The sequence below is a fragment of the Nostoc sp. CALU 546 genome (assembly GCF_048836525.1).
In genome coordinates this window covers 1-24375 of sequence record NZ_JAWJTF010000105.1, presented here as the reverse complement: position 1 = coordinate 24375, position 24375 = coordinate 1, and the positions used below count along the sequence as shown (strand labels likewise).

The 24375-nt window shown below is 42.3% G+C and carries 19 protein-coding genes; 17 read left to right on the top strand and 2 right to left on the bottom strand.

Going from position 1 to position 24375, the window contains the following annotated elements:
• The 8 genes from RRG12_RS34425 (at position 1) to RRG12_RS34390 (ending at position 8407) form a co-directional block, all read left to right on the top strand.
• Positions 1-339, top strand: coding sequence for a hypothetical protein (locus tag RRG12_RS34425; RefSeq protein ID WP_420762308.1), 339 nt, complete (start codon positions 1-3; stop codon positions 337-339).
• Positions 333-3071 carry an AAA family ATPase gene (locus RRG12_RS34420; RefSeq protein ID WP_420762307.1) on the top strand — a complete coding sequence of 913 codons (2739 nt, stop codon included), beginning with the start codon at positions 333-335 and terminating at the stop codon, positions 3069-3071. Before RRG12_RS34425 ends, RRG12_RS34420 begins: the two co-directional genes overlap by 7 nt.
• Positions 3068-3613, top strand: coding sequence for a hypothetical protein (locus tag RRG12_RS34415; RefSeq protein WP_069074767.1), 546 nt, complete (start codon positions 3068-3070; stop codon positions 3611-3613). Before RRG12_RS34420 ends, RRG12_RS34415 begins: the two co-directional genes overlap by 4 nt.
• Positions 3576-4289 (top strand): hypothetical protein, encoded by a 714-nt coding sequence (locus RRG12_RS34410; RefSeq protein WP_069074768.1) that lies wholly within the window; start codon positions 3576-3578, stop codon positions 4287-4289. Before RRG12_RS34415 ends, RRG12_RS34410 begins: the two co-directional genes overlap by 38 nt.
• The gene (locus RRG12_RS34405; RefSeq protein WP_420762306.1) at positions 4286-5341 is read left to right on the top strand and encodes a hypothetical protein; all 1056 of its coding nucleotides are present in this window, start codon (positions 4286-4288) and stop codon (positions 5339-5341) included. Before RRG12_RS34410 ends, RRG12_RS34405 begins: the two co-directional genes overlap by 4 nt.
• Complete coding sequence (locus RRG12_RS34400) at positions 5338-6057, top strand: hypothetical protein (RefSeq protein ID WP_420762305.1); 720 nt, start codon at positions 5338-5340, stop codon at positions 6055-6057. Before RRG12_RS34405 ends, RRG12_RS34400 begins: the two co-directional genes overlap by 4 nt.
• Positions 6054-7487, top strand: coding sequence for a hypothetical protein (locus RRG12_RS34395; protein WP_420762304.1), 1434 nt, complete (start codon positions 6054-6056; stop codon positions 7485-7487). Before RRG12_RS34400 ends, RRG12_RS34395 begins: the two co-directional genes overlap by 4 nt.
• Before the next feature lie 194 nt (positions 7488-7681).
• Positions 7682-8407: a hypothetical protein gene (locus tag RRG12_RS34390; protein ID WP_420762303.1), complete on the top strand. Its 726-nt coding sequence runs from the start codon at positions 7682-7684 to the stop codon at positions 8405-8407.
• 3 nt (positions 8408-8410) lie between these two features.
• Here RRG12_RS34390 and RRG12_RS34385 read toward each other — a convergent pair whose 3' ends face one another.
• Entirely contained in the window at positions 8411-9622 is a 1212-nt protein-coding gene (locus RRG12_RS34385; RefSeq protein WP_420758009.1) for an endonuclease, read from the bottom strand.
• A 350-nt stretch (positions 9623-9972) separates the two neighbouring features.
• On the opposite strand from RRG12_RS34385, the gene RRG12_RS34380 reads away from it, so the two are divergent.
• From RRG12_RS34380 to RRG12_RS34355, 6 genes are all read left to right on the top strand, one after another.
• Positions 9973-11178 carry a hypothetical protein gene (locus RRG12_RS34380; protein ID WP_190900934.1) on the top strand — a complete coding sequence of 402 codons (1206 nt, stop codon included), beginning with the start codon at positions 9973-9975 and terminating at the stop codon, positions 11176-11178.
• Entirely contained in the window at positions 11175-12938 is a 1764-nt protein-coding gene (locus RRG12_RS34375; RefSeq protein ID WP_420762302.1) for a type IV secretory system conjugative DNA transfer family protein, read from the top strand. Before RRG12_RS34380 ends, RRG12_RS34375 begins: the two co-directional genes overlap by 4 nt.
• A gap of 68 nt (positions 12939-13006) precedes the next feature.
• A complete protein-coding gene (locus RRG12_RS34370) occupies positions 13007-13369 on the top strand; it encodes a four helix bundle protein (RefSeq protein ID WP_163939722.1) in 363 nt (120 codons plus the stop codon).
• Between the two features lie 72 nt (positions 13370-13441).
• The gene (locus RRG12_RS34365; RefSeq protein WP_193949933.1) at positions 13442-13858 is read left to right on the top strand and encodes a hypothetical protein; all 417 of its coding nucleotides are present in this window, start codon (positions 13442-13444) and stop codon (positions 13856-13858) included.
• Positions 13851-15098 carry a hypothetical protein gene (locus tag RRG12_RS34360; protein ID WP_420762301.1) on the top strand — a complete coding sequence of 416 codons (1248 nt, stop codon included), beginning with the start codon at positions 13851-13853 and terminating at the stop codon, positions 15096-15098. Before RRG12_RS34365 ends, RRG12_RS34360 begins: the two co-directional genes overlap by 8 nt.
• A 233-nt stretch (positions 15099-15331) precedes the next feature.
• A complete protein-coding gene (locus tag RRG12_RS34355) occupies positions 15332-16240 on the top strand; it encodes a restriction endonuclease (RefSeq protein WP_420762300.1) in 909 nt (302 codons plus the stop codon).
• Between the two features lie 62 nt (positions 16241-16302).
• On the opposite strand, the gene RRG12_RS34350 is transcribed toward RRG12_RS34355, so the two are convergent.
• On the bottom strand, positions 16303-22068 hold the full coding sequence (locus RRG12_RS34350) for an AAA family ATPase (RefSeq protein WP_420762299.1): 5766 nt from the start codon (positions 22066-22068) through the stop codon (positions 16303-16305).
• A 176-nt stretch (positions 22069-22244) separates the two neighbouring features.
• Between RRG12_RS34350 and RRG12_RS34345 the strand changes: the two genes are divergently transcribed.
• The 3 genes from RRG12_RS34345 to RRG12_RS34335 are packed head-to-tail and all read left to right on the top strand — an operon-like array spanning position 22245 to position 24034.
• Positions 22245-22736 carry a hypothetical protein gene (locus RRG12_RS34345; protein ID WP_420762298.1) on the top strand — a complete coding sequence of 164 codons (492 nt, stop codon included), beginning with the start codon at positions 22245-22247 and terminating at the stop codon, positions 22734-22736.
• 12 nt (positions 22737-22748) lie between these two features.
• On the top strand, positions 22749-23600 hold the full coding sequence (locus tag RRG12_RS34340; protein ID WP_104899604.1) for a hypothetical protein: 852 nt from the start codon (positions 22749-22751) through the stop codon (positions 23598-23600).
• Positions 23516-24034, top strand: coding sequence for a hypothetical protein (locus RRG12_RS34335; protein ID WP_190965091.1), 519 nt, complete (start codon positions 23516-23518; stop codon positions 24032-24034). The genes RRG12_RS34340 and RRG12_RS34335 overlap by 85 nt, the downstream gene beginning before the upstream one ends.
• Positions 24035-24375: the final 341 nt, after the last annotated feature.

Genomic DNA, 24375 nt, shown 5'->3' with positions numbered 1-24375 from the left:
ATGAGCGAGTATAATAAATCGCCGATGAAACGGGTGAATCAGTCACTTGGTCAAAATGCAACAATAGGCATTTTTACTGGCTTTCAATTTGCAGTCGCCTTATTTATGTTTGGCGTGGGCTTCATCATAGCGATTATGTTTGGGGTGGGAATAGTTTGGGGACTGCTGGCTGGTGTTTGGTTGAGTGCCACGGTGATAGTTTTATCTGGCAAACGTCCTTACTTGTTCTGGTCAAGAGTGTTCCCAAGCGTTCCAACTTTCACACGCGGCTATATCAGATATACTTCGCCCCAAAACAAAAAAAGGGCGGGTTCCAAAGGGATGCCTAAGCTATGGTAAAAAACAGTATTCGTAATCAAAAAATAGTACCATTTGAAGACTTTTTAGACTTAGCAACTTTAGTAAAACTAAAAAAGGGGAACTATCAAATCGGAGCTTACTTGTTGAGCAAAAAACAAGTAAGTGACACTAACAATACCCTGCAATTAGTATTCGGATATGAATGCACTGGCTTTCACCCACTGTTTAATTCATCAGAGAGACTGGAGGCGATGGCGAAGGCTTTTGAGAACGGCTGTAAAGAGTTCTCGGAGGGTGAGAAATTCACGTTTAGATGGTCTTCGTTTTGCGACGAAGACAAAGTGATTGAAAGCTATCGTCAGAGACTAGATAGCCCTGTATCTCAAGAGACAAAATTTTTGGATTGGGGGCAGGTTGCGCGGATGCAAGAACTGACGCGTAATCATCAGCGCAAGGATATCAAGCTCAGTATTTACACGACTTTTACTGTCCGTCCAGGAGGTACCGAAGGTGGTGACGCGGTAGATAGAGCGATAGTGAAGCTGGCAAACTTTTTACAGCGCAAATTCACCCCAACAGGAGCGACCGAACTCACTGTTCAAAACTTAATTCAAGTTCTTGAAAAAGCAATAATCGTCTCTTTGCGCCACCAACAAATACTATCTGAAATGGGCTTGTTTCCCTCGCCAAAATCAGACAAGCAATTGTGGGGCGACCTAGTTGATAGAATGGGTGCGAAGGCTGTAAAAGTGCCCCATACATTGGTTTATGATACTGGTGAATTAAGGGAAGAGGTTAACGAAGCCGCGCCCAACCCATCGCGGTATAACGATCAATTGCACGCTACATCCGTACTTCTGAATAACGGCATACCCCACGCTGATAGGCGCTGGGTATGTTTGCCGAATCAATGTACTGACAAAAAGAAGTATATCGGCGTAATGACCCTTGCCCAAAAACCAGAAGTGTTTGCTTCAACCCATCAGCAAATACGTTTTTTATGGGACGTATTCTCACGCGAGGTTATTTATGATGTCGAGATAATAACAGAGATTAGCCCAGCCGATCAAAAAATGATTAGGCTCACCCAACAATTGATTACGAGGCGGTCAATAAATGCCGAGGCTAGCGCCAGCAAAAAGACTATTGACGTAGGAGCGCAAATTAATACAGAGCGGTCAGTCGATGCTCAGAAGCAGCTTTATACGGGTGATGTCCCGGAAAATGTAGCTGTCATAATCCTTGTTTATCGCAATTCTCCTTCGGAAATCGACGACGCTTGCAGGCTGATTTCAGGGTATATCAATCAACCTGCTGAGTTGATTAGGGAAATGCAATATACATGGTCAATCTGGCTTGACACTTTGCTGTTGAGACAAAGACCCCAGTTAACATTTCCTTTCAACCGCCGAGCTACTTTCTTTGCTAGTGAAGTGATTGGTTTAACTCCAGTAGTCCAGACAGCTAACGGTGACAAACAAGGCTTTGAATTAGTAGCTGATGAGGGGCAATCATCAGTTCATATTGACCTATCAAAGCCGAAAAATATGATGGTAATTGGCACTACCGGGAGTGGGAAATCGGTAATAATTGCCTCTATTATTTATCAATGCTTGGCGTTGGGAATGTCAGTATTAATGATTGACTTGCCAAATGATGATGGTTCAGGAACCTTTGGAGACTTCACGCCCTACTTTAATGGGTTTTATTTTGATATCTCAAAGGAATCAAACAACCTTGTGCAGCCTCTAGACTTATCAAATATTCCTGAGTCACAGTGGGAGGAGAGGACAAAAGCTCACAGAAATGATATTAATTTAATCGTTCTTCAACTAGTTTTAGGTACACAAAAGTTTGATGGGTTGCTAGCCCAAACTATTGAGTCTGTAATCCCTTTGGGTACAAAAGCCTTTTATGAAGATGCCGAAATCCAAGAGCGATTTGAATTAGCGCAAAAAGCCGGGATAAACACCCCAGAGTGGGCGAATACACCGACATTGGTAGATATGGAGAAATTCTTTTCTCCTGAGTGGATTTCGTTAGGCTATCAGGATGACAACGTAGAAAAAGCGTTAAATTATATTCGCTTGCGATTACAGTATTGGCAAGCAAGTAGTATTGGTAGCGCTATCTGCAAGCCTTCAACTTTTCAAGCCGATAGCCAGTTGATTACCTTTGCCCTCACTAATCTGCAATCAGGAAAGGACGCAGAGGTATTTGGGATGTCAGCATATATCGCCGCGTCCCGTCAATCCCTCTCCTCGCCCAATAGTGTATTTTTCATGGATGAGGCTAGCGTATTGCTTGGTTTTTCTGCATTGTCGCGGCTTGCGGGTCGGAAATGCGCTACGGCTCGAAAGCAAGGCTGTCGGGTGTTTCTGGCGGCGCAGGACGTTATCTCTATCGCCAAATCGGAGGCGGGAGAACAAATATTACAAAATATGCCATTGCGGTTGATTGGGCGTATTGTCCCAGGCGCGGCTAATAGTTTCTCTGAGTTGCTGGGCATCCCTAGAGAAATTATCGATAAAAACGAAAGCTTTGTCCCTAATATTCAGCAGCTATACACTTTGTGGCTGTTGGACTACAACAACAAGTATGTGTGCTGCCGCTATTATCCCTCGTATCCCCTGCTGGCGTTGGTCGCTAATAGCAGAGAAGAACAAGCCACGCGAGATAAATTTAAGAAAATTCACAGTGACAAGTTCACCTGGGTGGCAGAATTTTCTAAATATTATGTCGAGTGCATTAAGCAAGGTAAGCCCTTATGAAATTTGTATCATCGCTCATCCAAAATAAATTTTTAGCGGCAATACTCGCAGGGGTTGCGTCAATAGGAGCTTTTCAGGTTTGGCAACATAACCAAGCCCAACAAGAGAAGACTCTCAAGCAGGCGAAGACTAACTGTGGTGTCTACTTAGGGCTAGGAGAGGACGCAGTTAAGCGCAGTCCTAGCCTTAGAGCGCTCAAGTACGACAACAAGCTACTACGCGGATTGGAGCAAGTTGGTAGTAGCCCTGATTTAACAAAGCCTGGGGCTTATGTGATGCTTTTTCGCACCCCAGCTTCCACTCTTCCACCTAATGCTGTGCCCTTTGATGATTCGTTCTTTACTAGTTTGTTAAACAAGGAAAAATACCCATCTAAAACATTAATGGTTCGGGCAGTTTCCTTTGATTTAAAAAGTAGACAAGCCACTGTGGAATCATTTTGTACTAGAAGACCTTTTGTAGTTAATTTTGATGATTTATATGCTGAATACCAAACGATTGATCGTGATATCAGGCGCAGTAACTCTGATCTCCTTTTCTAGCCTTCCAGCCAATGCCCAAGCCCAGCCGCAGCAAAACCAATCATTCCTGACTCAGTTCCAACAGATTTACAGTAGCTTGCAGACTTACATCAATAATTATCAGAGGGAGTTTTCTAAAAGTTTGGGCAAGCTGTCAGCTGAATTAACCCAGGCAATTGAATCTAGCGTTGGCGATTTGGGTATTCCTGATCCCCTAAAAGCTGGCAAGAATATCGAGAAAGTGATTCAGAAGCAAGAGGGCAACTTACTAATACTAGATCCTCGCATTCAAGCCAGAGATGCTATCAAAGACTGGAACCAGCAATATACACGGGGTCAGTCCCAATCGGTTCTAGGTGCTGAGGGTCAAAGAGTCCAATCGCAGGAGGCAGCAATAACTAATGAGGCCACTGCCCAATCAAGTGAAAATGCGATCGCCGCGCAGGATGATGTAATCACCCAAGACATTCTAAAAAAGGTCGCCATTCAAAACTTGCAAGGCGTTGTAATTGCCAAATCTATCCATGCAGAAGCGCAAAAACAATCCCGTTCTTTGGCTGTTACAAATATCAATCTTGCCGATATTTCTAACCGCATGGATGAGCAAGCGGCGGCGAAAAATCAGGAGTCCAACGCCGCATCTCGCCAAATCATCCAATCTGCCGCCTCTACTGATTCATTCTGGAAGAATCAATGATTACGCTACCTATTCTTCTTGCTCAAACATTGGGGCAACAGCCTGGAGAAAATACGGGCACTACAAACTCAGGCGAAATAGTTCAAGGCGCTATTGAGGGCGCGGATTTAATCTATAAATCGTTTGAGAATGATTGGCTAGAGTTAGCGTCCGGCACTAATCCAATTTATACGGCTGTTGTCGCTATCTCCACCCTTGCGGCAGTTGTAATGGTCGCTTTCGCTTCTGTTGGATGGTATCGGAAATATGCAGAGTCAGGCTTTGCCTTCGACTTCGTTTCCGAGATGGTCTTACCATTATTAGTAATCGTAATGCTTAGTAATAATGGCTTTCTTCTGGCAAACACCACCCTGGCATTAAAAAATGTATCTACTGGGTTAAATAGGAGCATTCTAAGTATTACGAGAAACGGTGTAAATCTGAAGGATGCTATACGAAATGTCAACGCCGATCAAAGCTTTATTATAGCCGCACAATCAGCATTAGCTAAGTGCGAAACACTAGGAAGTGAGAAACAGGAAGGCTCGGAATCAAGCCCTAAACAAGCTTGTATTCAGGATGCCATAGACAATACCCGGAGAGACGCGCAGAAGGCTAGAGAAAAGACTGGCGCAGGCTCTGGCACAGGAAGCTGGAACCCATTAGACCTTAGTGGCGAACTTATCAACAGCGCGATTCAAGGCTTTGTTTATGTGATTCTGAGTGGGTTATCGGCAGCATTTCAATATGTAGTTCAGCTATCGTTTTTAATGGTTGCTTACGTTGCGCCAATCTTCCTAGTTTTATCTTTACTGCCTTTCCAAAGCAAGCCTATTTATGCTTGGCTTGCTGGCTGGTTAGGGCTGACATTGGTTCTCATTTCGTACTCGATAACTGTAGGTATTATTGCCAGCGCGATAGTCTCCAAGCCTTCCAGCAATCCTTTGCTGTTGCAACTTTTGCAAGCCATTTTCTCGCCATTACTCGCGGTAGCCATAGGCACTGGTGGCGGAATGGCTGTATTCTCAGCTTTCACTAGTGGGGTTAAATTCTCCGTGGGGTTACGAAGATGAAATTATTAGAGAGAAAAGAGTTAAATTTTACCCCAATTTTCTTAATAGGAAATGCTGTTTTATTGGCGATTGTTCTATTAATAGAAGTTGTAAATTTTGCTCGACTAGGAACAATTTCTAAAACTAAAGCTTCAACCTTGGTAGAATTGTCTGACGGCGAATCTATCAGAGTTATTCCTATAGGCAGCTTGGAGCGATCACCCCAAGCTATTACGTATTTTGTCGGGCAGACAATGACCGGGCTTTTAAGTTGGAATGCTCTACCAAAGCCAACCGATGATTACAAGATAGACCCCACCAAACAATTAAAGTTAGATCCTGGGATATCGACATCAAAAGCCAAGATTACTACTAGTGTATGGGCTTCAGGCTTTGCGTTGTCAGAAGATTTTCGCGCACCATTCCTTGAGGAGATAAGTAATCTGACGCCGCCCGATGTCTTTAATGGGTCTACGCAATCAATCCTAAAAGTCAGCCTAATCAGTCAGCCGACTAGCATTAAGGATGGGCAATGGAAAGTAGATATGGTTGCAGAGATTGTTGTTTTTCAAGGCAGCAATTTAGTTGGTAAGCCCATCGCTTTTAACAAAACTGTATTTGTCAGGGCGATTGATACGGCTGCCCTGCCTAGATTTGCGTCTGATGTTCAAGAAACCGCATCAACGGTTCGTAAAGCGGGGTTAGAAATTTATAAAATCCAGGATTTAGATTTATGAGCCAGAACACCCAGTCAGCTTTGCCAGAGGCAACTATTGAGATAGAAGAGCAAGATTTTGCCGCGATGAACGGCGCTAAAACAACAAGGGCTAATGATTCAATTCAACCAGAAGAGAATCCCGCCCCAGAAGAAATTGTTACTGCTCGAACAGTCTCGCAATCTCCACTCTTAAAAATGGGCGTTGTTGCCCTAATTTGCTTTATCTTCGTGGCGCTCATTGGGGCAATGCTAGGCAACTCAATGAATGTGCTGAAGTTTTCCAAGGGCATTGTGCAACCGCCCACAGAAGAGCAAACGCCCCTAGCAGAGCCGGAAAATGAGACGGGCAAGGATAAAACAGCGCTTGCTCTGACTAGCCAAAATTACGAGTTAAAGCAGATTCGCGATCGCTTGCCTAGCCCAACGCCAACGCCAAGCGCAACCTTAGCCCCAGCCCCAATCGCACCCGTTACCCCTCCGATGCAACCAGTGCAGCGCGGACAACGTTCTTACCTAGTCGCCAGTCAGCCGACAGCGCCCTTCACTTTCCCCCAGGCTAGAGTATCTATTCCCCAGCCTCGACCCCAGCCCCAGCCCAAAATTGCCCAGCCGATCAGACAATCTCCTTTGGCGTTCCCAACGGCTGCAACCAACGCCCCCACCCAAGACCCCACTCAGCAATGGCTTATCGCTGCAAACGCTGGCAGTTTCAGGAGTTCAGTCGATGAATCAGAAAGCGAGAAACCCATCAAGACTAATGGAATTGAAGGAGGTACAGGAGGAGCTACACAAGTAGCCCAGAACACTACCATTAATTACAACGCTCTTCGCGTACTCGTTGGCAGCACCGCAGAGGGCAGACTAGAAACGCCGATCGCCTGGGGCACTGGTGACGCTGGCAGTCAAAATTACTTAGTGAAAGTATCAAAGCCATTAAAAGCCTCAGATGGTAGCGATGTGGTACCTGTGGGCGCTTATCTAGTTGTTCAACTAGCAGAGTCCAATGGTTCGGGTTTCGCCAAGCTGCGCGGTGTTTCAGTATTGGTCAATTCCAATGGCGATACGCAAGAAAAGCAACTCCCAGAAAATGCCGTTCTGATAATGGGCAAGGATGGTGGTTTCTTAAAAGCAGAGTCTCGCAGAGGTAGCAACCTGGGTAACAATTTCATTTCTGCGATCGTCGCGGGAGTTGCGAAGGCTGCCCAGGTACAGAATCGCCCTGTAACTCAAGTTAGTACGAACTCTAATGGCTTCTCTACTAGCTCCACTACCAACGAGCAAAAAGATTTATCCGCCGCTTTTGGAGAGGGTGCATTTAATAGCGTTCTCGATAATATCAAAAGTTCAAATGTCGCCCGTTCTCAACAGTTAAGCGGTAGAGAAGAAGTATTTGTGATCGATGTTGGCAAACCAGTGCAAATATTCGTTAATCAAACAATATCGTTATGAGGGAACAGGGAACAGGGAACAGGGAACAGGAAAAGCTCATGGTTTTTAAACATGAGATTGAGATAATGACCGGAGGCGGAGCGGCTCGCCTGGGCACTATTTTTTTTGACTGAGCTTTAAACTATGAAACTTTAATTTCTTATCTGTTCCCCGCTTCCTGTTCCCTGTTCTTTGTTCCCAGTAAAAATGGAAAAATGTTAAATAAACTCGCTATTGTTACAACCCTCTTAATAGCAACTGCCTCAAGCGTGTCGGCAATGCCCATCCGAACGGTTCATGAGAATGATGCAAACTCCAAGGCGATCGAATTAAAGGTGTGGAAGGGCTACGGATTAACTATTAATTTGATGTCTACGGGAGAGACTATCAAGCAAGTTTGGATTGGCGATCCAAGTCGCTTCGCTTTTACCTCAAACGGTGGTTTATGCCAGTCATCAGGCGGTGATTCTAACTGCACAGGAGGTAAAGCGACTGTAATCTTTCTTCGCCAGATTGACCCGATCAACTTTCCCGTTACTTCTAGCAGTAATGGAAGCACTCAAATTACAGTGCTTACCAATGAAAAACAATATCAATTTAAGATAGTTCCCGCTAGCGGCAACCCAGCTTATACGAGCTTGGTGATTAAATCTGACTCAGATCGGCCATTGCCAATCATCAGGCAGAGGTCGCCGCAACCGCTAACAGTTCAAAAGCCGCAATCAGCGCCGTCAGACTTCCCGCAGCCCTCGCCGCCACCACAAACAATAAAAGTCTCCCTGCCTCAACCTGTTGCCGTTTTACGCCCCAATCCTGGGACTACGCTAAATGGTGCGATTCAGAGGAACGATGCTAATGCTCTCGTTTTTGGGCTAGCAGAAGCGGGGCGGAAAGGTCAAGTTAAACCCGGATCTACCACCCTTTCAAGGGTAGGTATTTAAAAATCAGGCAGTAGAGAGGGTGATTTGAGAGACATGGAGTTGTGGAGTCAAGGAAGGCCAAGGTTCAGGGAAAAAGCTACCTTGAGGTAGGGGAAGACGATTAAGAACGGCAGCCTTAATCACTAAAAATCCACGACGGAAACATGAGAGACAACGATGGAAGACACTATTTTTCAAATTGCGTCGTGCAACGTGGGTTTGTGGTAATTCGTCTAAACTACTAATAGGCAAATTGGCATCAATAGCACCTCCAACACTAACCTGCCATAAAGTAGCGATTGCGATCGCTAACCAATGTCTCTCGGCTCGTTTGGTATCTGTCATTTTAGTTTGATGCCAAGCAAAACCACCTCTTTTACCGTCTTTAAATAGACATTCAATCCAAGAGCGCATCGAATACCAACAAGCATCCGCAACTTCGGGTTGTAAATCGGTGAGAATTAACCAAGGTTCGGCATAGCCCTCGTCATGACGGGCTAACAATGTACATTCAATCGGGTTACTTTTGAAACAAGTTACCAATGACTCAAATGACTGACCAACTTCTCGAACAAGAGTATTTAGAGGTAGCCAAGAAACAGTACCTTTAATTTGAAACTGCCCCTGAAGGTTAATCCGCATAAAAGGATGCCAACCACAGTTCAAGATTTGTTGATACAACCACTCAGCATAAAGCCCTCTATCTGTGGTGACAATTACAAACCAATCTGGTGGTACAGTTTTGTCTATATGGCGAAATAATTCTTCCCAGTGAGGTTTCCAACTTCCAGGAATGGTAGCTTCAACTATTTTCCAGGCAATTGGAATTCCACAGCCACGGTAAACAATGCTAATTGCTAATACAGTAAAGCGATCGCTTAAAGTTGAAGCATCTGCTGCCAATGCTAGACGTTTTTCACCTTTAGGCCAAAGACTTAGAATCCAAGATAGTAGTGGACTAAAACAAGATGTCACATCCAATGAAGTTCGACCAGTTTTTGTTTTATCTTCTGCGTCTCGATACCATTCCCGCAGTTGCTGACGTATAGTATTCTCCTTTTTACCCAGTAGTTCTGCTAAAAATACTGAAACCGTTGTCAGTCCACTTGATTGGGTCATTACTATCCCAAAAGTCCACATTGCCAGTACAACAGCTTGAGGTTTTGTGAGATTTGGCATTTTTTCAATTACTTTTCTAGTCCATTCTCTTAATTCCTCGCTTTTTCCTACTTGCATTCACCCTCCTGCACCCGTAGTAATTCTGCTGATAAAAGCTAGATAGTATTTTACCTGCAAAAATACGCCTTTATTAAATACCTACCCTTGAAAGGATCTACCACCTGGAACAAGGTACAAGATGCAATTAAATTGTTACGGCGTGGCAAGACTATAGATGAGGCAATTTCGCTTTCTCAGGTCGATAAAACCACTTTTCATCAATTACTTGAATGGGGACGATTGTGAGTGAATTATTAAAAGTTTTTCGCAAAAAACTAGACAAGTTTCTCTATTTGTGTAGGTGGGGAAATGAATTGTTGATACTTTCCGTAACAGCCTAGTTATTAACTCTTACTGTTGTTAAAATCATGAAGTTTAAACTCTTTCTACTGACTGCTTTCGCCTCCCTGGTTCCACTTTCCGCCTCAATCGCAGAGACACCGAGAACTACCCCGACAATTGAGCATTCCCAAGGGAATTACAAAACTGCTGCCCCCGACTGGTCAAAAATCACATGGGATACTTTGCCACCCGTTCAGCAGCCAGGATTTTTAAAGATACCTAAAAACCTGATTTCGACTTTTGGATACGATCCCTCGCGCTCGTGGACAGCAGGGCAAAAAGTAGATTCTGTTGTGATGCTGGGCGATGCCGATGATGCTTTTAAGATGTCTCTATTGAGCTTAAAGTCCATTAGTACGGTGGCTTTGCCCACTACAGCCACAACCACCAAACCCACTCTCAAAGACTTTGGATTAATGCAATGGCAAACGCCAAAAACATTAGTTAAAGCAATGCCTGAATTAAGCAATTTGAGCCTATCAGAAGTTCCCCCATTAGCGGCTCTATTTTCTAAGAATGGTGCTGGACTGGGTAGCAGCACTATTTCTCAAGCCATAGCCTCAAATCCTCAAGCCGCAAACCTGACACTAGATAAGATTGACCTAAGCAAATATTCGCTTGATTCAATTCCTGGGTTGGACAAAACTCAATTAGGAAAGTTTAAATCATGGCAGCAAGCTTATGTCAATCAAATTCCTAAATTAAGTCAAGTTCCCTTTGATAAAATGCCTCAGCCTATTAGCTCTGGCATTGGTGTTGTGGGTATCGCATCTGTTGTACTTGGTACGGCAGAAAAGGGCGACAGAAGGGCTGGGAATAATTACTTTGTGTCTGGCAGCGTTGTCAGAGGCGACCGCACTGAAGAGGTCGCCTGTCCTCCAAGCATTGAATGCTCATACTTAGAGATGGGGGATTTTGCTGGCGAACAAGGGGGCTTATATGGCAAGCGCTGGGCATCTGGCTCATCTCAGCAAGTTAAGGGCGGTTATGGAATTCTTGCCGCCGTGAATGGGGGCAAGGAACCCACGGGGCGGCTAGTGTATGGTAGTGGGTTCAAAGTGGCGCTAACTGGAGTTAATGAATCCCTTGGGACTGCCGACTTTGGCTTATTCTTTAGGATCTGTGCGCGACCGCCATTTCAGCAGAAAACTTGCACCCCTTACTTCATTGGGCCAGTTCCCTGGTTGCCCGTGAGTGAGAATGATTTGGTTATCGTGGGGACGGGACGATGACAGGGACTCCTAAGACGGAGGTTAAGCCAAATCAATTTATTCCCGCAGGACTTGAATCAGCGCTGTTTTCTCCCGCAGGTTTAGGGGTACTTGCCTGTGGTGCGGTGATCGTAATCGCCAAAATCATCGATAGTAGGGGAGGTATTGCCAAGCTAGCGACCGCGCGCTGGGGCGGGACAAGAGAGAAAACAGCGGCTCGTCAGTTGGCGTGTAAACAAATCCAGCAACGCTTGCATAACCGAGTATCGCTGTATGTGGGAACTCCCAAAAATACAACGAGCGAGGTTATTAATGGTGTCCGTAGAACTTGCATCCCTGAAGATTCAACAACCCTTTATTTTCCAGAGGCACAGCGAGGCATCCTAGTTTGTGGTGGCCCAGGGAGTGGAAAGTCATTTTCAATGATTAATCCCCTGATTCGCTCTGTAATTGATCAGGGCTTACCTCTGGCTTTATATGATTTCAAATATGCCTCCCAGGAATCAGCTGATTCTCCGTCTAAAGGGCAAGCTCCAATACTTGCAGGGTATGCGATAGAACGCGGTTATCAGGTTACTGTGCTTGCCCCAGGCTTTGCAGAATCAGCTGTTGCCAACCCTATAGACTTTCTTCGTAGCAATGAAGATTCCGAAATGGCGCGGCAACTTGCGATTACACTCAATCGCAACTTTCAATTGGGTGATAAAGATTCTGGAAATAGCTTCTTTACCAACGCTGGCGATCAGTTAGTCCAAGCCGTCTTTATGCTAGCGAAAGGAACAGAGTTCCCAGATATCATGATGTGCCAAGCAATTCTGGGGTTGCCAAAGTTAGTTAAGCGCATTGAGCAAGCAGAAAATCTAAACTTCATGGTTAGAGAGGCTTTCGCACAGTTTGTATCTGTCGCAGGGTCGCCAGAAACAGCGGCTAGTATTGTGGGCACAGCTAGCGGATTGTTCAGCCGCTTCATGGTTCCCTCGGCATTAGCAGCGTTCTGTGGAAAAACCAATATTCCTTTGGATTTGAAGGGGCGGCAAATGGTTATTTTCGGGATGAACAAAGAAAAGCGTGATGTAATTGCCCCATTGCTAGTCTCGATTCTGCATCTATTAGTTAGCCGGAATGTGGCTAATAAACGTACTTGTCCAATTGTTTTAGGGATTGACGAGTTGCCGACTCTTTATTTACCAGCACTCGTTGATTGGCTCAATCAGAATCGGGAAGATGGATTGGTATCAATACTGGGATTACAAAATCTCTCAATGCTGATTGAATCCTATGGTGAAAACACAACTAATGCAATATTTGGTGGTTGTGCTACCAAAGCATTCTTTAATCCCCAAGATGATGTCGCCGCCGAACGATTTAGTAAGTTTTTAGGTGAAGAAGAAATTAAATACAAGCAACGTTCTCGCTCATCAGGAGGCAAGGGTGGTGCAAGCATTTCTAATTCTGACCAAAACAGTACTCGCAAGTTATTTGATGTCAATCAATTTAACACCTTACCATCGGGAAAAGCAGTAATTATTAGTCCAGGTTTTCGTTCTCGTGGTCAAATAAGTTTGCCAATTTTGCAATCAATTAAGATTCCTCAGCATGAAATCCAATCGGAAGCTGACAGTGTGAAAGCTTGGTACGAGTTTCAAAAGTTCTTATCTAAAAACTCTACTCTCTTAACTCCAGCAGATGAAGAAATGAAAATTCGCCGAGCCTCCGCGATCAAATTGTTACCTTTGATAGAAAATCAAGAGCAATTATCAGAATATGCAAGTCTGATTTAGGCAAGAAAAAGGGAACAGGGAACAGGGAACAGGGAATAGAAAAAATTAGTAATAAATGAAGGGTTTATATGTCAGAAATTAATGATTTTAAAGACTTAAAGATTTGGCAAAAAGGGATAGATATAGCTGAGAAATGCTATTTTTTGACCAAACTCTTTCCTAAAGATGAGTTGTATGGAATGGTACAACAAATCAGAAGGTCTGCGGCATCTATTCCAGCTAACATAGCAGAAGGCTATGGAAGAAGATCAACGGCTGAGTATATAAGATTTCTTAACATTGCCCAAGGTTCACTTAACGAATTAGAAACACATATTATTTTATCTCAGAGAGTAGGATTATGTAGCCAAACTGACATAGAATCAATTATCTTTTTACTACGAGAAGAGAGCCGGATGATTATTGCTCTTATTAAAAAGCTACAACAATAAATTCTGTTCCCTGTTCCCTGTTCCCTGTTCCCTGTTCTCTGTTCTCTGTTCTCTGTTCTCTGGAGAAAATTCATGTCGCCAAGTAAGTTTTATCCGTTCTCTGATTATGACAGAAAACAAATTGCTAAACTCCCTCCTGATATAGCAGCCCTAGCAGATAAATATCCAAGCGAGATTTTAAACACTGCTGATAGTTGGGATAATTTGCCTTTTGATGCAAACTATTTTCCTGAGTGCCTTGAAGTCTATAGTGGCGATGCAGATGATGCCAATATTTTTGTGTTAAATGGTGTTCTGAAAGATTATGTCCCATCTCATGCTGAAAAAAATACATCATCCATAACAGTGATGATTGATGGAGAATTTGCTTACATTGAAGTTGAAGGGAGACAAGTTCTTAATAAACTCGGTGGAATAGTTTTGCCAGAAGTAGCGATTAATCCCGATGTGTTAATTCAGTCAATTCTCAAAGGTGAAAATAATGATTGATGATGGTGAAGCTAAAGAGATTAAGCGAGATTATCTAGAAATTTTAGAATCTCTCCTCAAACTCATCCATGCCAAAGCTAAAGAAAAAGGATTAGATCCCAGCAAGGATGTTCATATTTACTCTAGCTCTAACAAAGTTTATCAAGGAACATTGGGAGAATCCCCCTCTAAAAACTTATTAACACCAACGATAGTAGAGAACTTAAAAAAAGCTCTGTCTGACCCGAAAAATTCTCAAGGGGCAATTTCTATTAAAATTGGTCATGAGAAAGTATTCCATATTAAAAATGGAGAAGTACTGACTGACAAATTAGGTTTAGCTCCGGCATCACAGAAAAATAAAGTTGTAAGTAATGAGCGAATCTACAGTGTAGAAGCTTTAGGAAAACAAGTGCAAGTATTGCAGAAAAAACTAAGCGAACAACAAAAACTTGTAGATAGTATCAAATCAGAACAGTTTTCACCCGAATCTTTATCACAACTAGCTGCTCAAGTTGCCGAAATGAGTAAATCCTTGGAGAAGCAGCAACAGTTGATTGAAAACACCCAAAAAGCATTGTCACAGGTAAATGAACGGTTTTTACCACAAGTTCAAAATACGGTTCTTCAAAATTGGGTGGGTACGGTTGAGAACAAGGTAAAACAAACTGCCAAGAATGTTTTTGAGCGGATTAAAGATGTGCTGACACCCGAAGTAACGAAGCTCAGAAAGGAAATTACTTCACTTAAATCTCAAATTAATGAACAAATTACTAGCTTCAAGGATGAAGTTAAATATCAGACTGACAGTGTAAGAAATGAACTCAATCAACAAGTTGCTAACTTAACTCAAGAGATACGTACACAGGTAGATAGTGTTAAAAACACGGTTGATCAAAGCCTTATGGGTGTTAAGTCAGCTATTGACAATACTCGAACTGAATTACGGGCTACTGTTGATGATGTTAAAGGTCAAGCAATTGAACAGAGTGTCAAAGCAATGCTGAATATCTTGGGCAAAGATAACCCTGATGGTTCTAAGAGTTTTAAAAGTACAAATTTTGATTTTGAACGCCTTGGCGATAATGTAATTGTTCGTGCCAAAAACGGCGAGACTGTTCTCACTGATGGAGTTTTATCGGCTAACATTTCAGAGAAACAGTTACAGGCACTTGATAAGGTTCAATCTGTTGTTGATATGCATCATCAAATTCAGCAGGATTCTCAACAAGAATCACAATTTAGAAATATGCACAGGTAAGCCATGATCAAAGGGGAGCAATGCCCGCATTTCTCACAAGCTGCTTTGTGTATAAGTAATAACTTATAAGTTAAGAATTTTACTCATTACTTCTTTAAGCAATAAGTAAGAAGTAATGAGTAATAAGTTAAGATTTTTACTCCTTACTCCTTGCTCACTACTCATTACTCCTCCATTCGAGATGTGGTGAGAAATCCGGGAATGGTGTTCCATGATCAAAGGGGAGCGTAAAAATGATACTAATCCTAATCATTGGTTTGTTGTTTGCACTGGGTGGAATGATTTTTCTAGCTTGGCTGTTTGTTTTATTTCCACCTTCAATACCAAAGTCAAAGTATCGCTCCCAAGGTTTTAAGCAATCGTCATTACCACCTAAGAGTACAAAATCGTCTGACATTTCATCTCAAAATTTTGTACGACAAAGCCCAGCACCAACGCAAAAGACTCTCTTAGCTAAAAATTTTAAGAAGCCTGTACGACAAAGCCCAGTACCAAGGCAAAAGACTTTCTTAGCTAAAAATTTTAAGAAGCCTGTACGACAAAGCTCAGTACCAATCCAAAAGGCTTTCTTAGCTAAAAATTTTAAGAAGCAATTACTACCAAGCCCAGCGCGAACACCAAGGGTTAGATTACCTAAAAAGCTTAAGAAACACTTGAATAATATTGAGTACGCTAGTCAAGTATTACTTGAGCTTCGTAGCATAACTCAATTAGCCAAATTGCCAGTAGTAATCGCTACGCTACGCAGGATATCGCCTTACGTTTTTGAAGAATTGGTACTCACTTGTTGCTTTGAACAGGGCTGGCAAATCCAACGCAACTTTCGGTACACTGGTGACGGCGGGATAGATGGTCGCGTGTTGATTTTGGGAAAGCTTTATGTAATCCAGGTTAAGCGTTACGCTGATTACATTAGCCCAGAACACATCAAAGATTTCCTGTGCTGTATCGAAGGAGAAGGAGCTAGTGGTGGATTCTTCGTGCATACTGGCATAACTGGACAGTTATCAAAACAATTGATTCGTCGCTCCGATAAAATAATCTTAGTGAGCGGTCAGAAACTATTAAATTTTGTCTTAGGTAAGCAGTTAAAAATAGTGGGAATAACAATACTAATTAAAACAGTGAACAGTTATCAGTGAACAACTAACCTATCAATGAATTGATGGAAATATCTGATACCTGATAATTGATAACTGATAAGTTAGCGCCGAAACCGTAGATGCTCCTCGTTGTCATTTGGCGATGGCGAGTTGATTCCCAATCTTTTCATAATCGATGGTTTTTCATCTTTAATGAGTTGCCTAACGATGTTCATTTTTTGCTCAAAAGTCAAAGCTTTGGCATCAGTTGTAACACTCGTAAATAACTCGCTGACCTTTGCTCCTGTTACCTTTTCACCTTTGACATATTTTCCTACTTCCATAACTAAAGCAGCCAATCTTTCAATATCTAAACCGTGAATTATTTGTTTAATGTGTGATTTAACTGACTCTTTTAATAACTCAGTTTCTACTTCTATTGAGAGGGATTGAACGTTTCCTTGAGAATGATTTTGATGATGTCCCCATTTTTCAGTCAAGTCAAGTATCTTTTGTAAAGCAGTAGTAAATTCGGTATAAGTTTGAGATTGGCTCACCCCTAGCAATTCTTTCAGTTTTGAGAGCGCTGATACAGTCTCATAACTTGCAACAGTTTCTTGAGCAACGTAGTCAGAAATAGCATTAAGAGCTAAGTGTTCTGAAGTTCGAGTTTTTTGGGTCAAATACCCTACGAATTCATTGTCCAGTAGTTGCTGAAACTGGTTGAATGTGGTTTTTCCTACTTTTAGCTGCTGGCTGAATTGAGAAAGTTGTTTTATTAGTTGTGGTAAGGTTTCAGTAATGATGGACTCAACTAATGACTGTTCTATACTTTGAGCAATTGATAAGATAGTTCTTTGTGAATCAAGTCGTTGTTCAATTTGAGTAATAGCTGCTTCTAAGCCGTGGAATCTAGTTTCTCCTCCTTTTAGCTGCTGGTGATATTGAGAGAATTGTTTTATTAGTTGCGGTAAAGTTTCGGTGAGGGTAGACTCAACAGCCGAGTATTCAATATCTTCAACAATTGATAAGATAGTTCTTTGTGATGAAAGTTGTTGTTCAATTTGAGTAATAGCTGCTTCTAAGCCGTGGAATCTAGTTTTTCCTCCTTTTAGCTGCTGGTGATATTGAGAGAGTTGTTCTATTAATTGTGGTAAAGTTTCAATGAGGGCAGACTCAACAGCCGAGTATTCGATATTTTCAATAATTTGATCTACAGTTTTTTGTGAATCAAGCCGTTGTTCAATTTGAGTAATAGCTACTCCTAAGCCTTCAAAGGTGGTTCTTCCCTTATGAGAAAGGCAAGTTTTAGAAAGTTGTTCTATTAGTTGTGGTAACGTTTCAGTAATAATGGATTCAACTAATGACTGTTCTATATTTTGAGCAATTGCGTCTACAGTCCTTTGTGAAGAAAGATATTGTATTTCATGCTCAATTCTTGTAGATATTTTATCAAATGCGGGTTTAAGAGCTTTTTGCTGTTGGCAAGTTTTAGAAAGTTGTTCTATTAACCGTGGCAAAGTTTCAGCTAGGGCAGACTCAACTAATGACTGTTCTATGTTTTCAAGAACTGATAAGACAGTTTTTTTTGTTGAAAGGTGCTGCTCAAATTGAGAAATTGCTGTTTCTAGGTCGTCGAATTTAGTTATTCTTCCTGAGATATGCTGGTGATGTTGAGAGAGTTGCTCTATTAGTTGTGGTAACGTTTCACTTAAAGCAGACTCTACAGCCAACTGTTCAATATCCTCAGCAATTATATCGATAGTTTTTTGTAAATCAAGGCGTTGTGATAATGGCTCAATTGCTGTAAATATTTTGTCGAATGTGGCAATACCTTTTTTTAGCTGCTGTCTCAAAGGAGAAAATTGTTTTATTAGTTGCGGTAATGTGACAGTGAGGGCAGAGGAGACAGCCGAGTATTCAACATTTTGAGTAATTGCGTCTATAGCTTTTTGTGATGAAAGTCGTTGCTCAATTTGAGTAATGACTGCTTCTAAATCGTCAAATCTACTTCTGACTCCTTTTTGCTGCTGTCTCAAGGGAGAGAGTTGTTCTATTAGTTGCGGTAAAGTTTCAGTGAGGGCAGAGGAGACAGCCAAGTATTCAATATTTTCAGCTATTGCCCAAACAGTTTTTTGTGAACTTGAAAGTTCTGACTGTTGAGCAATAGCTGTTGTGTGAGCTAATTGCTGACTGCCTTGAGAGAGTTGCTCTAGTAATTGTGGCAACAAAGTTGTTAGGGTGGACTCAACTACTGACTGTTCAATAAAGTCAGAGATTACATCCACTGTTCTTTTTGATAAAATTTGTTGCTCAATTGAAGCAATCACTGCTCCAAAGTCATCTAATCTGGTTCTGGCTCCTAAGAGGTGTTGTTGATAGCCGTACAGTTGTTCTGTTAATTGTGGTAACGTTTCAACCAAGGCATCATCAACTACTGACTGTTGAATATCCTCAGTAATTGCGTTTAGGAGTTGTTCGGTAGTTGGTCGTTTGGCGTTTCCATTTTGTTCAAAACTGACATCACTTGCTGCGCCGTCAATAATTGCTGAATCTTCTGGGTTAACTTGTCTTGAGAAGTTCGTTGCTCGTTGACCTCGAAGCCAATCATCTGTAGAGCTTGGGTTAATTCTTGCACTAATGGCTCTAAGTTCGAGGACTTCTTGGCATTCAATGTCTCGGCTAACTGCTGTAAGAAGTCGCTCAACCTCTGTTGCTGGGCTACCTCTAAGCTCTGAATTTTTTCGGTGAGTTGAGAGTTGTTGATTTCTAACTGCTCGAAATTCTTGTTCAGTTTCTCGTGAGAGGTTAATAATTCCTCTATCTTCTCGGTTAATAACTGTATCTGGGTTGGGTTGTTGTTGGTTGTCATGGGTTTGTCCTATTGGTTGATTTGGTGAGGTTTGTTGTAAAGAACTTTCTTTAAGCTGAAGTTTGGGTGGTTCTATTGCAGCAACTTTTGAGTGTTGATTGTGCTGTTGCCAGTCCCTTAACTTCATTGCTTCATGGCTCAATTTTTCGTAAGCCAGTGGCCCACTTGCGACAATGAAATCGTCAACACCTTTAGAAGGCCCTGGCAAGCTGACGATCTTGACCCTAGCTCCAAGCTTCTGCAACAATCTTCCAGTTACGGAAATATCCCGCTCAATATTGAGCTTCGTTTCAGGCTTGGTTTCATAGTCAAAGCAGAATTTGATTTCTCGAGAAGGTGTGGCGAAAACTGCTAACTCTTCATGAAGATAAGACTTACCGATTTTTTTGCCAAACTCATCTTTGGGAGTTCGGTATCCCGCCGAAATCCCAGGTAGCCCAATGGCAGCGTGACCTTGGCTCAACAGGCTGGCTGCTTTTTTCGCACCTTCTGCGATCGCACAGGGGATATTATGTTTCCAGACACAGTACCAAAATCCTGATTTGCGCTCCTGTTGCGTGGGGTTAACTTTGTGTTTGGAGTAGATGCGTTCGGCAATATCTTCAGGGACATTAAGCAAGAAGATACTTAATTCAACTTTTGGGGGATGCTCATATTTAATGAATTTCCCTTCAATTATTTGACCATGATCATCTTTTTTTGGTCTGGGCGTATTCGGTTTGTAACACCCCCATCTTTTAATCGGTGGTTTCTCACCTGGCTTTAAGTCAGCAAATGTTCGCGCATCAACTCCAGCATCACACCACCATCCACCAGCATCAAGATGCGAATATGTCCTTATAAAACCATCTGTTAGCCGTCCTGTATTTGTTCGATTCAGCTTTTCGCTGACCATGAGCCGTTCCCAGGCTTCATGCTCACCACCTGCATAGTTAAACTGAAGACTCTCAAAGTTCAACGCTGTAATATTAGGATGAATGGCACTTGATTCAAACTCTTGCCAGTGTTTTGGTTCAATAAAATTAGGTATTTTTTCAGTCTGATTGGGTGTCCAGAATGGTTCTGTGGGGACAGGAGATTTCAGTACTGGCTTAGAGAAAACCGATTCAAGAGTATTATAATTTGGTGTCTCTTTCAAGACGGGCAAGACTTTCAATACTTTTATTGATGAATCATGGCTTGTTGTCCGGCTAGATGCGACTGATTTCACAATTGGCCCGACAAAAGGAGTAGATACTGTCGTCTCTTGTTTTAGTACTGGCTTCTCAAAAGGGGCACTTATATTTATAGTTATTGCTTGGTGCTGCTCAATCGTCGATTTCTGAATTTGTTTTCGTAGCAATTCCAAAGCATTCTCTTTGGCTTTCGACTGTTGCGCCAACTCTACCAATCGCGTTGGATCTTCGGTGTAAATTTTTAATTCATGCCTTGCACGGCTGGCAGCAACATAAAAACTTTCCTGTCCAATAGTGAAATCTGCCGAAATTAACACCCGATCCGCAGTTTTCCCCTGACTACTATATGTTGTACTCACAAGGGCATAGTCTAAGTTTTGCGCCTGTGCCAAACTAATGGATTCAGTACGCTCATCAGCATATTTAATCTGGACGATATTCAGGTCGATGGCTGTTACAGTAAATTCCTGCCCGTTGCGTCGTCCCAATTGCCGAACGTTTTTCTTCCATTGCAAGCGATCGCCCACAGCAATTTCAATCTGGTGACTCTGGTAAACCGCTTTATCAAAAGCCGTGTCTACATCCATTACCTGACCATTATCACCAATTAGGGTCAACTTATCAGTAGTTCGACCTACCACTTCATATAATTTGCCTTTATCCAGCCCCCGGCGTTTGTAATCCCGTGTCGGCATGACCACATCACCAATTTCAAAGTTATGGGCAAACCGCATCTGTACTTTTGTCAGATTTTTGGTTTGCAATTGGGTGATGGTTGCAGTTTCTCCCAAAGTTCCTTCACCCTTGAGCTTCGAGCGAATCGCTTGGGTAAGGGCAAGTCTTTCTGTATTTGTTCCAGCTAACACAAGAGTTTTGAGTCGCTGCTCTGGTGTCCCTACTATATAATCATTGGCGATCTGCTCTATTTTGGAAAAACTATCTATAGAAAGTATGGAACCGTTGGCTTCTAGTCGTTCAAAACCAGCTTCAATCCTGCCATCAGCAATTAAATCTACTGCTAATTTTAGTTGAGGGTCTTTTTGGCGCAACGATTCATTGAGGTGTGCGGTTTTAATTCCTGCTTGCTGCAAGGATTTGAAGGGATTACCTGCTGATACTGCTGACAACTGCCGAGTGTCACCGACTAAAATCACCCTAGCTTTAAGTAAGGTTGCTCTTTGTAGGAGTGCATGGGCATCCTTAGCACTGAGTAAACCCGCTTCGTCCACAATCCAGATTTGATTTGGTTCAATCTGTGGTGGTGGTTCCGAAACCAGTAATCGAGCAACAGTCTCAGACTGAATTTTTAACTCTTCGCTCAAAACCTTAGCAGCAGAGGAACTAGGGGCGAAGCCAATAATAGTGTAGCCGGCATCCCTTGCGATCGCTTTGAGTTCTTTAAGAGCAAAAGTTTTCCCAGCACCAGCTACTCCCTGCCATGCAATGAATTGGTCAGATGTAGTTGCAGCTAATTCTACCGCTTCCCGTTGCCCTTTGTTCAGTAAAGTATTCTCCAAAAGGCTTTCAACTACTTCCGGGTGCGAAATTGGGTTAACGTTGCCTTGTGTCTGCTGCATTAACTCTATTGTCGCCAACTCCCGCCGGACTGCTGTCATCGTTGTAAATTGATGAGTTAAACCTGGCAAGCCGATTAACTCCTGGTGGGATTTTATCAATGGCTCAATGGCTGTTACATCAGTGGCTAAACGTTCTTCTAGGACGAATTTTTCTAAGTCTTCCTGGGTAAATGCTACATTCCTTTCTGAGCAGTGAGCGATCGCTAAATTCAAAACGTGACTCAAATTCAAATCATTGGCTGGTACATTCTCCCAAGCTTTCATGGGCGGCAGAATTAGAAGAGGATGTGCGCTTGGCTTTTAACCTGCCGATTAAAAAAGATGCGTTGTGCTTACGTTTCACGGATGTATACGGATTATTCCGTTATCAAAACGCTACATCAGCTATTTCAAACCATCGTGCGTCCTAGCAATTTGCTCGTTTTAAAGGAATATTAGCAATGTTTTCAGATGTTGAGTTTCGCTTACGAAGTAGAGTTAAGACTGATAGCCCCGAAGCAATGCTGTTTAAGTATTTAAACTCCAGAAATACTCTTTATCCTGCGAAAGATATGGTGATAATTGCTATTAGCAGCTATTGGCTTCCTTTAGCCTATCAAGCCCAAGAGCAACCCGTAGATTTAGAACCACACATTCGTGCTTGTCTTTACCGCCTTCAACTTCACTCTTCATATCTGATGGGACTGCTGGGAGAAATCCCGTCTCAGGCAGCCACGATGATTGCAGTAAACAGAAATTCACTTTCATCACTTTCCCTTCCATCCAATATTCCCCCAACAGAACCATCTAAGATTCCCGCAACAGAAGAAAGACATTCATCACTTTCCCTTCCATCCAATATTCCCCCAACAGAACTATCTAAGATTCCCGCGACAGAAGAAAGACAGTTAAAAGTTGACTGGTTAAATCCTTTTTCAACTTTATCTAAATAGGAATTCATGATTATGTATCAACCACAAGAACTTTTTAACAACCTCTCACCATCCGAAATTAGCCGGACTTTACGCTTGAGTGGGATACCTGAAAAAGAGTCATATACCGAGAATGATGCAGACAGGTTTCGTGAATGTCGCACTTTAATTGAGCAGGGTGGAACTGACGAGGAAGTAATGGCTCTATTATCTCCAGTTGTTGACAATGCACTGTCAGAAACTCAGGGCAATTCCTCGTCGTCAACGAAAAATGGGGGGAAAAAACAAGGTAGGAAAGCCCAATTACCATTAGATATCACTGAATTACTAGTTATTGCTCGTGAAAGAGGCTATAAAATCGCACTTTCTCAGGCTTTAATAATTCTCCAAGTCTGCGGACTATCTGAGCAAGATGAGTATAGCCCAGATGAGTGCGAACGCTTTCTTGAAACCTACAAATCAATAAAAGAGCAAAACAAATCCTTTGAAGAAGTTGCAGCCAGCTTAACAACTCTAGGTAAAAGCGAAAATTCTCAACAATTAAAATTAGATGCAGTGATTGAGAATGTTAGTGAAAAAGCTGTAGCGGCAAGAGAAGATTTATCTAGCTTGATTGATAAAATTACTGCTGCTCAGGCTGAAGAAGCCCCAGAGTTAGTTCAATCACTTTACCTTAAAAATGTTGCACTGAAATTACAACAGAGCGATTCTGAAAATAACCTCTTCGCTCAATTAGAAGAAAGAATCATGGCGAGAATCGCCGAAAAAAAGCAGCAGAGGCTACAGTTATCTGGAGTGACTTGGGAGACGACACCCTTACCATCTTCTTCGCCCACGCCGATGCTGTCGCCCAACGCATTAGAGAATGGAACGAATACCGATTAAAACAAGAAATTGCAGCCAAAGAACGCACTATTGATATTCAAGTCGAAAAAGCCTCAGATGCTAAAGCCAATAAATTAGCTGCTCACAAGCTGGAAAAAATACAGGCATGGAACGAAGCACAACTAGAACGTCAAAAACTTCGTCAAAAACGCTTTGAACAGTTCAAAGGACTTGTTTTTTGGCTCGGTGGTTGGGTCGGTTCTGGCCGCTCTGGTATTTTCTTTTTTGGCTCTGCCATGTTAGCTTCTGCGACTTTTGCAGGAGTAACAATCATTAATCTGCCAACAAATCTTTCCTGTCCTGATCCCAAAAGTCCCTGTTATCTGGTATATCAAATGCGATTTAACAATAAAAGTGTGATTCTTCCACAACAGACCAAGGATATTATTGCTGAGTATGAGCGCAATAAGAGTAAACCTAAACGGCGCAGATAATTAAGTTTTGGGGAAAGAGAAACTGTCTGTTTTAGTTTTCCCTATCTTTGGAACAGCATCGAATGGCACGAAGACTCATGTGAAATATCGTCAGGGCAGGGTGTTGGGTGTAGTGTTAATAAAAATTGAATTTTAGTGCGCTAGACAAAACCAAGTTGTTCGTAATTCCCTACACCCCACACCCCACACCCTACACCCCAAAACCAGTAATACCAAGGGTTAAGGCTTAACAAGCGTGCCATTCGGAACAGCATCAATAATTTGATAGAGGGATGAAGTTATGAACGACCTAAAAGAAATTAAACTTTGGGACGATTGGGATGATATAGCGGTTATTAGTC

Excerpts from the sequence above, each read along its gene's own strand:
- RRG12_RS34355 (WP_420762300.1), top strand. The coding sequence starts at position 15,332 with ATGATACTAATCCTAATCATTGGTTTGTTGTTTGCACTGGGTGGAATG.
- RRG12_RS34415 (WP_069074767.1), top strand. The coding sequence starts at position 3,068 with ATGAAATTTGTATCATCGCTCATCCAAAATAAATTTTTAGCGGCAATA.
- RRG12_RS34340 (WP_104899604.1), top strand. The coding sequence starts at position 22,749 with ATGTATCAACCACAAGAACTTTTTAACAACCTCTCACCATCCGAAATT.
- RRG12_RS34345 (WP_420762298.1), top strand. The coding sequence starts at position 22,245 with ATGTTTTCAGATGTTGAGTTTCGCTTACGAAGTAGAGTTAAGACTGAT.
- RRG12_RS34425 (WP_420762308.1), top strand. The coding sequence starts at position 1 with ATGAGCGAGTATAATAAATCGCCGATGAAACGGGTGAATCAGTCACTT.
- RRG12_RS34420 (WP_420762307.1), top strand. The coding sequence starts at position 333 with ATGGTAAAAAACAGTATTCGTAATCAAAAAATAGTACCATTTGAAGAC.
- RRG12_RS34400 (WP_420762305.1), top strand. The coding sequence starts at position 5,338 with ATGAAATTATTAGAGAGAAAAGAGTTAAATTTTACCCCAATTTTCTTA.
- RRG12_RS34360 (WP_420762301.1), top strand. The coding sequence starts at position 13,851 with ATGATTGATGATGGTGAAGCTAAAGAGATTAAGCGAGATTATCTAGAA.
- RRG12_RS34370 (WP_163939722.1), top strand. The coding sequence starts at position 13,007 with ATGTCAGAAATTAATGATTTTAAAGACTTAAAGATTTGGCAAAAAGGG.
- RRG12_RS34390 (WP_420762303.1), top strand. The coding sequence starts at position 7,682 with ATGTTAAATAAACTCGCTATTGTTACAACCCTCTTAATAGCAACTGCC.
- RRG12_RS34380 (WP_190900934.1), top strand. The coding sequence starts at position 9,973 with ATGAAGTTTAAACTCTTTCTACTGACTGCTTTCGCCTCCCTGGTTCCA.
- RRG12_RS34365 (WP_193949933.1), top strand. The coding sequence starts at position 13,442 with ATGTCGCCAAGTAAGTTTTATCCGTTCTCTGATTATGACAGAAAACAA.
- RRG12_RS34395 (WP_420762304.1), top strand. The coding sequence starts at position 6,054 with ATGAGCCAGAACACCCAGTCAGCTTTGCCAGAGGCAACTATTGAGATA.
- RRG12_RS34375 (WP_420762302.1), top strand. The coding sequence starts at position 11,175 with ATGACAGGGACTCCTAAGACGGAGGTTAAGCCAAATCAATTTATTCCC.
- RRG12_RS34350 (WP_420762299.1), bottom strand. The coding sequence starts at position 22,068 with ATGAAAGCTTGGGAGAATGTACCAGCCAATGATTTGAATTTGAGTCAC.
- RRG12_RS34405 (WP_420762306.1), top strand. The coding sequence starts at position 4,286 with ATGATTACGCTACCTATTCTTCTTGCTCAAACATTGGGGCAACAGCCT.
- RRG12_RS34385 (WP_420758009.1), bottom strand. The coding sequence starts at position 9,622 with ATGCAAGTAGGAAAAAGCGAGGAATTAAGAGAATGGACTAGAAAAGTA.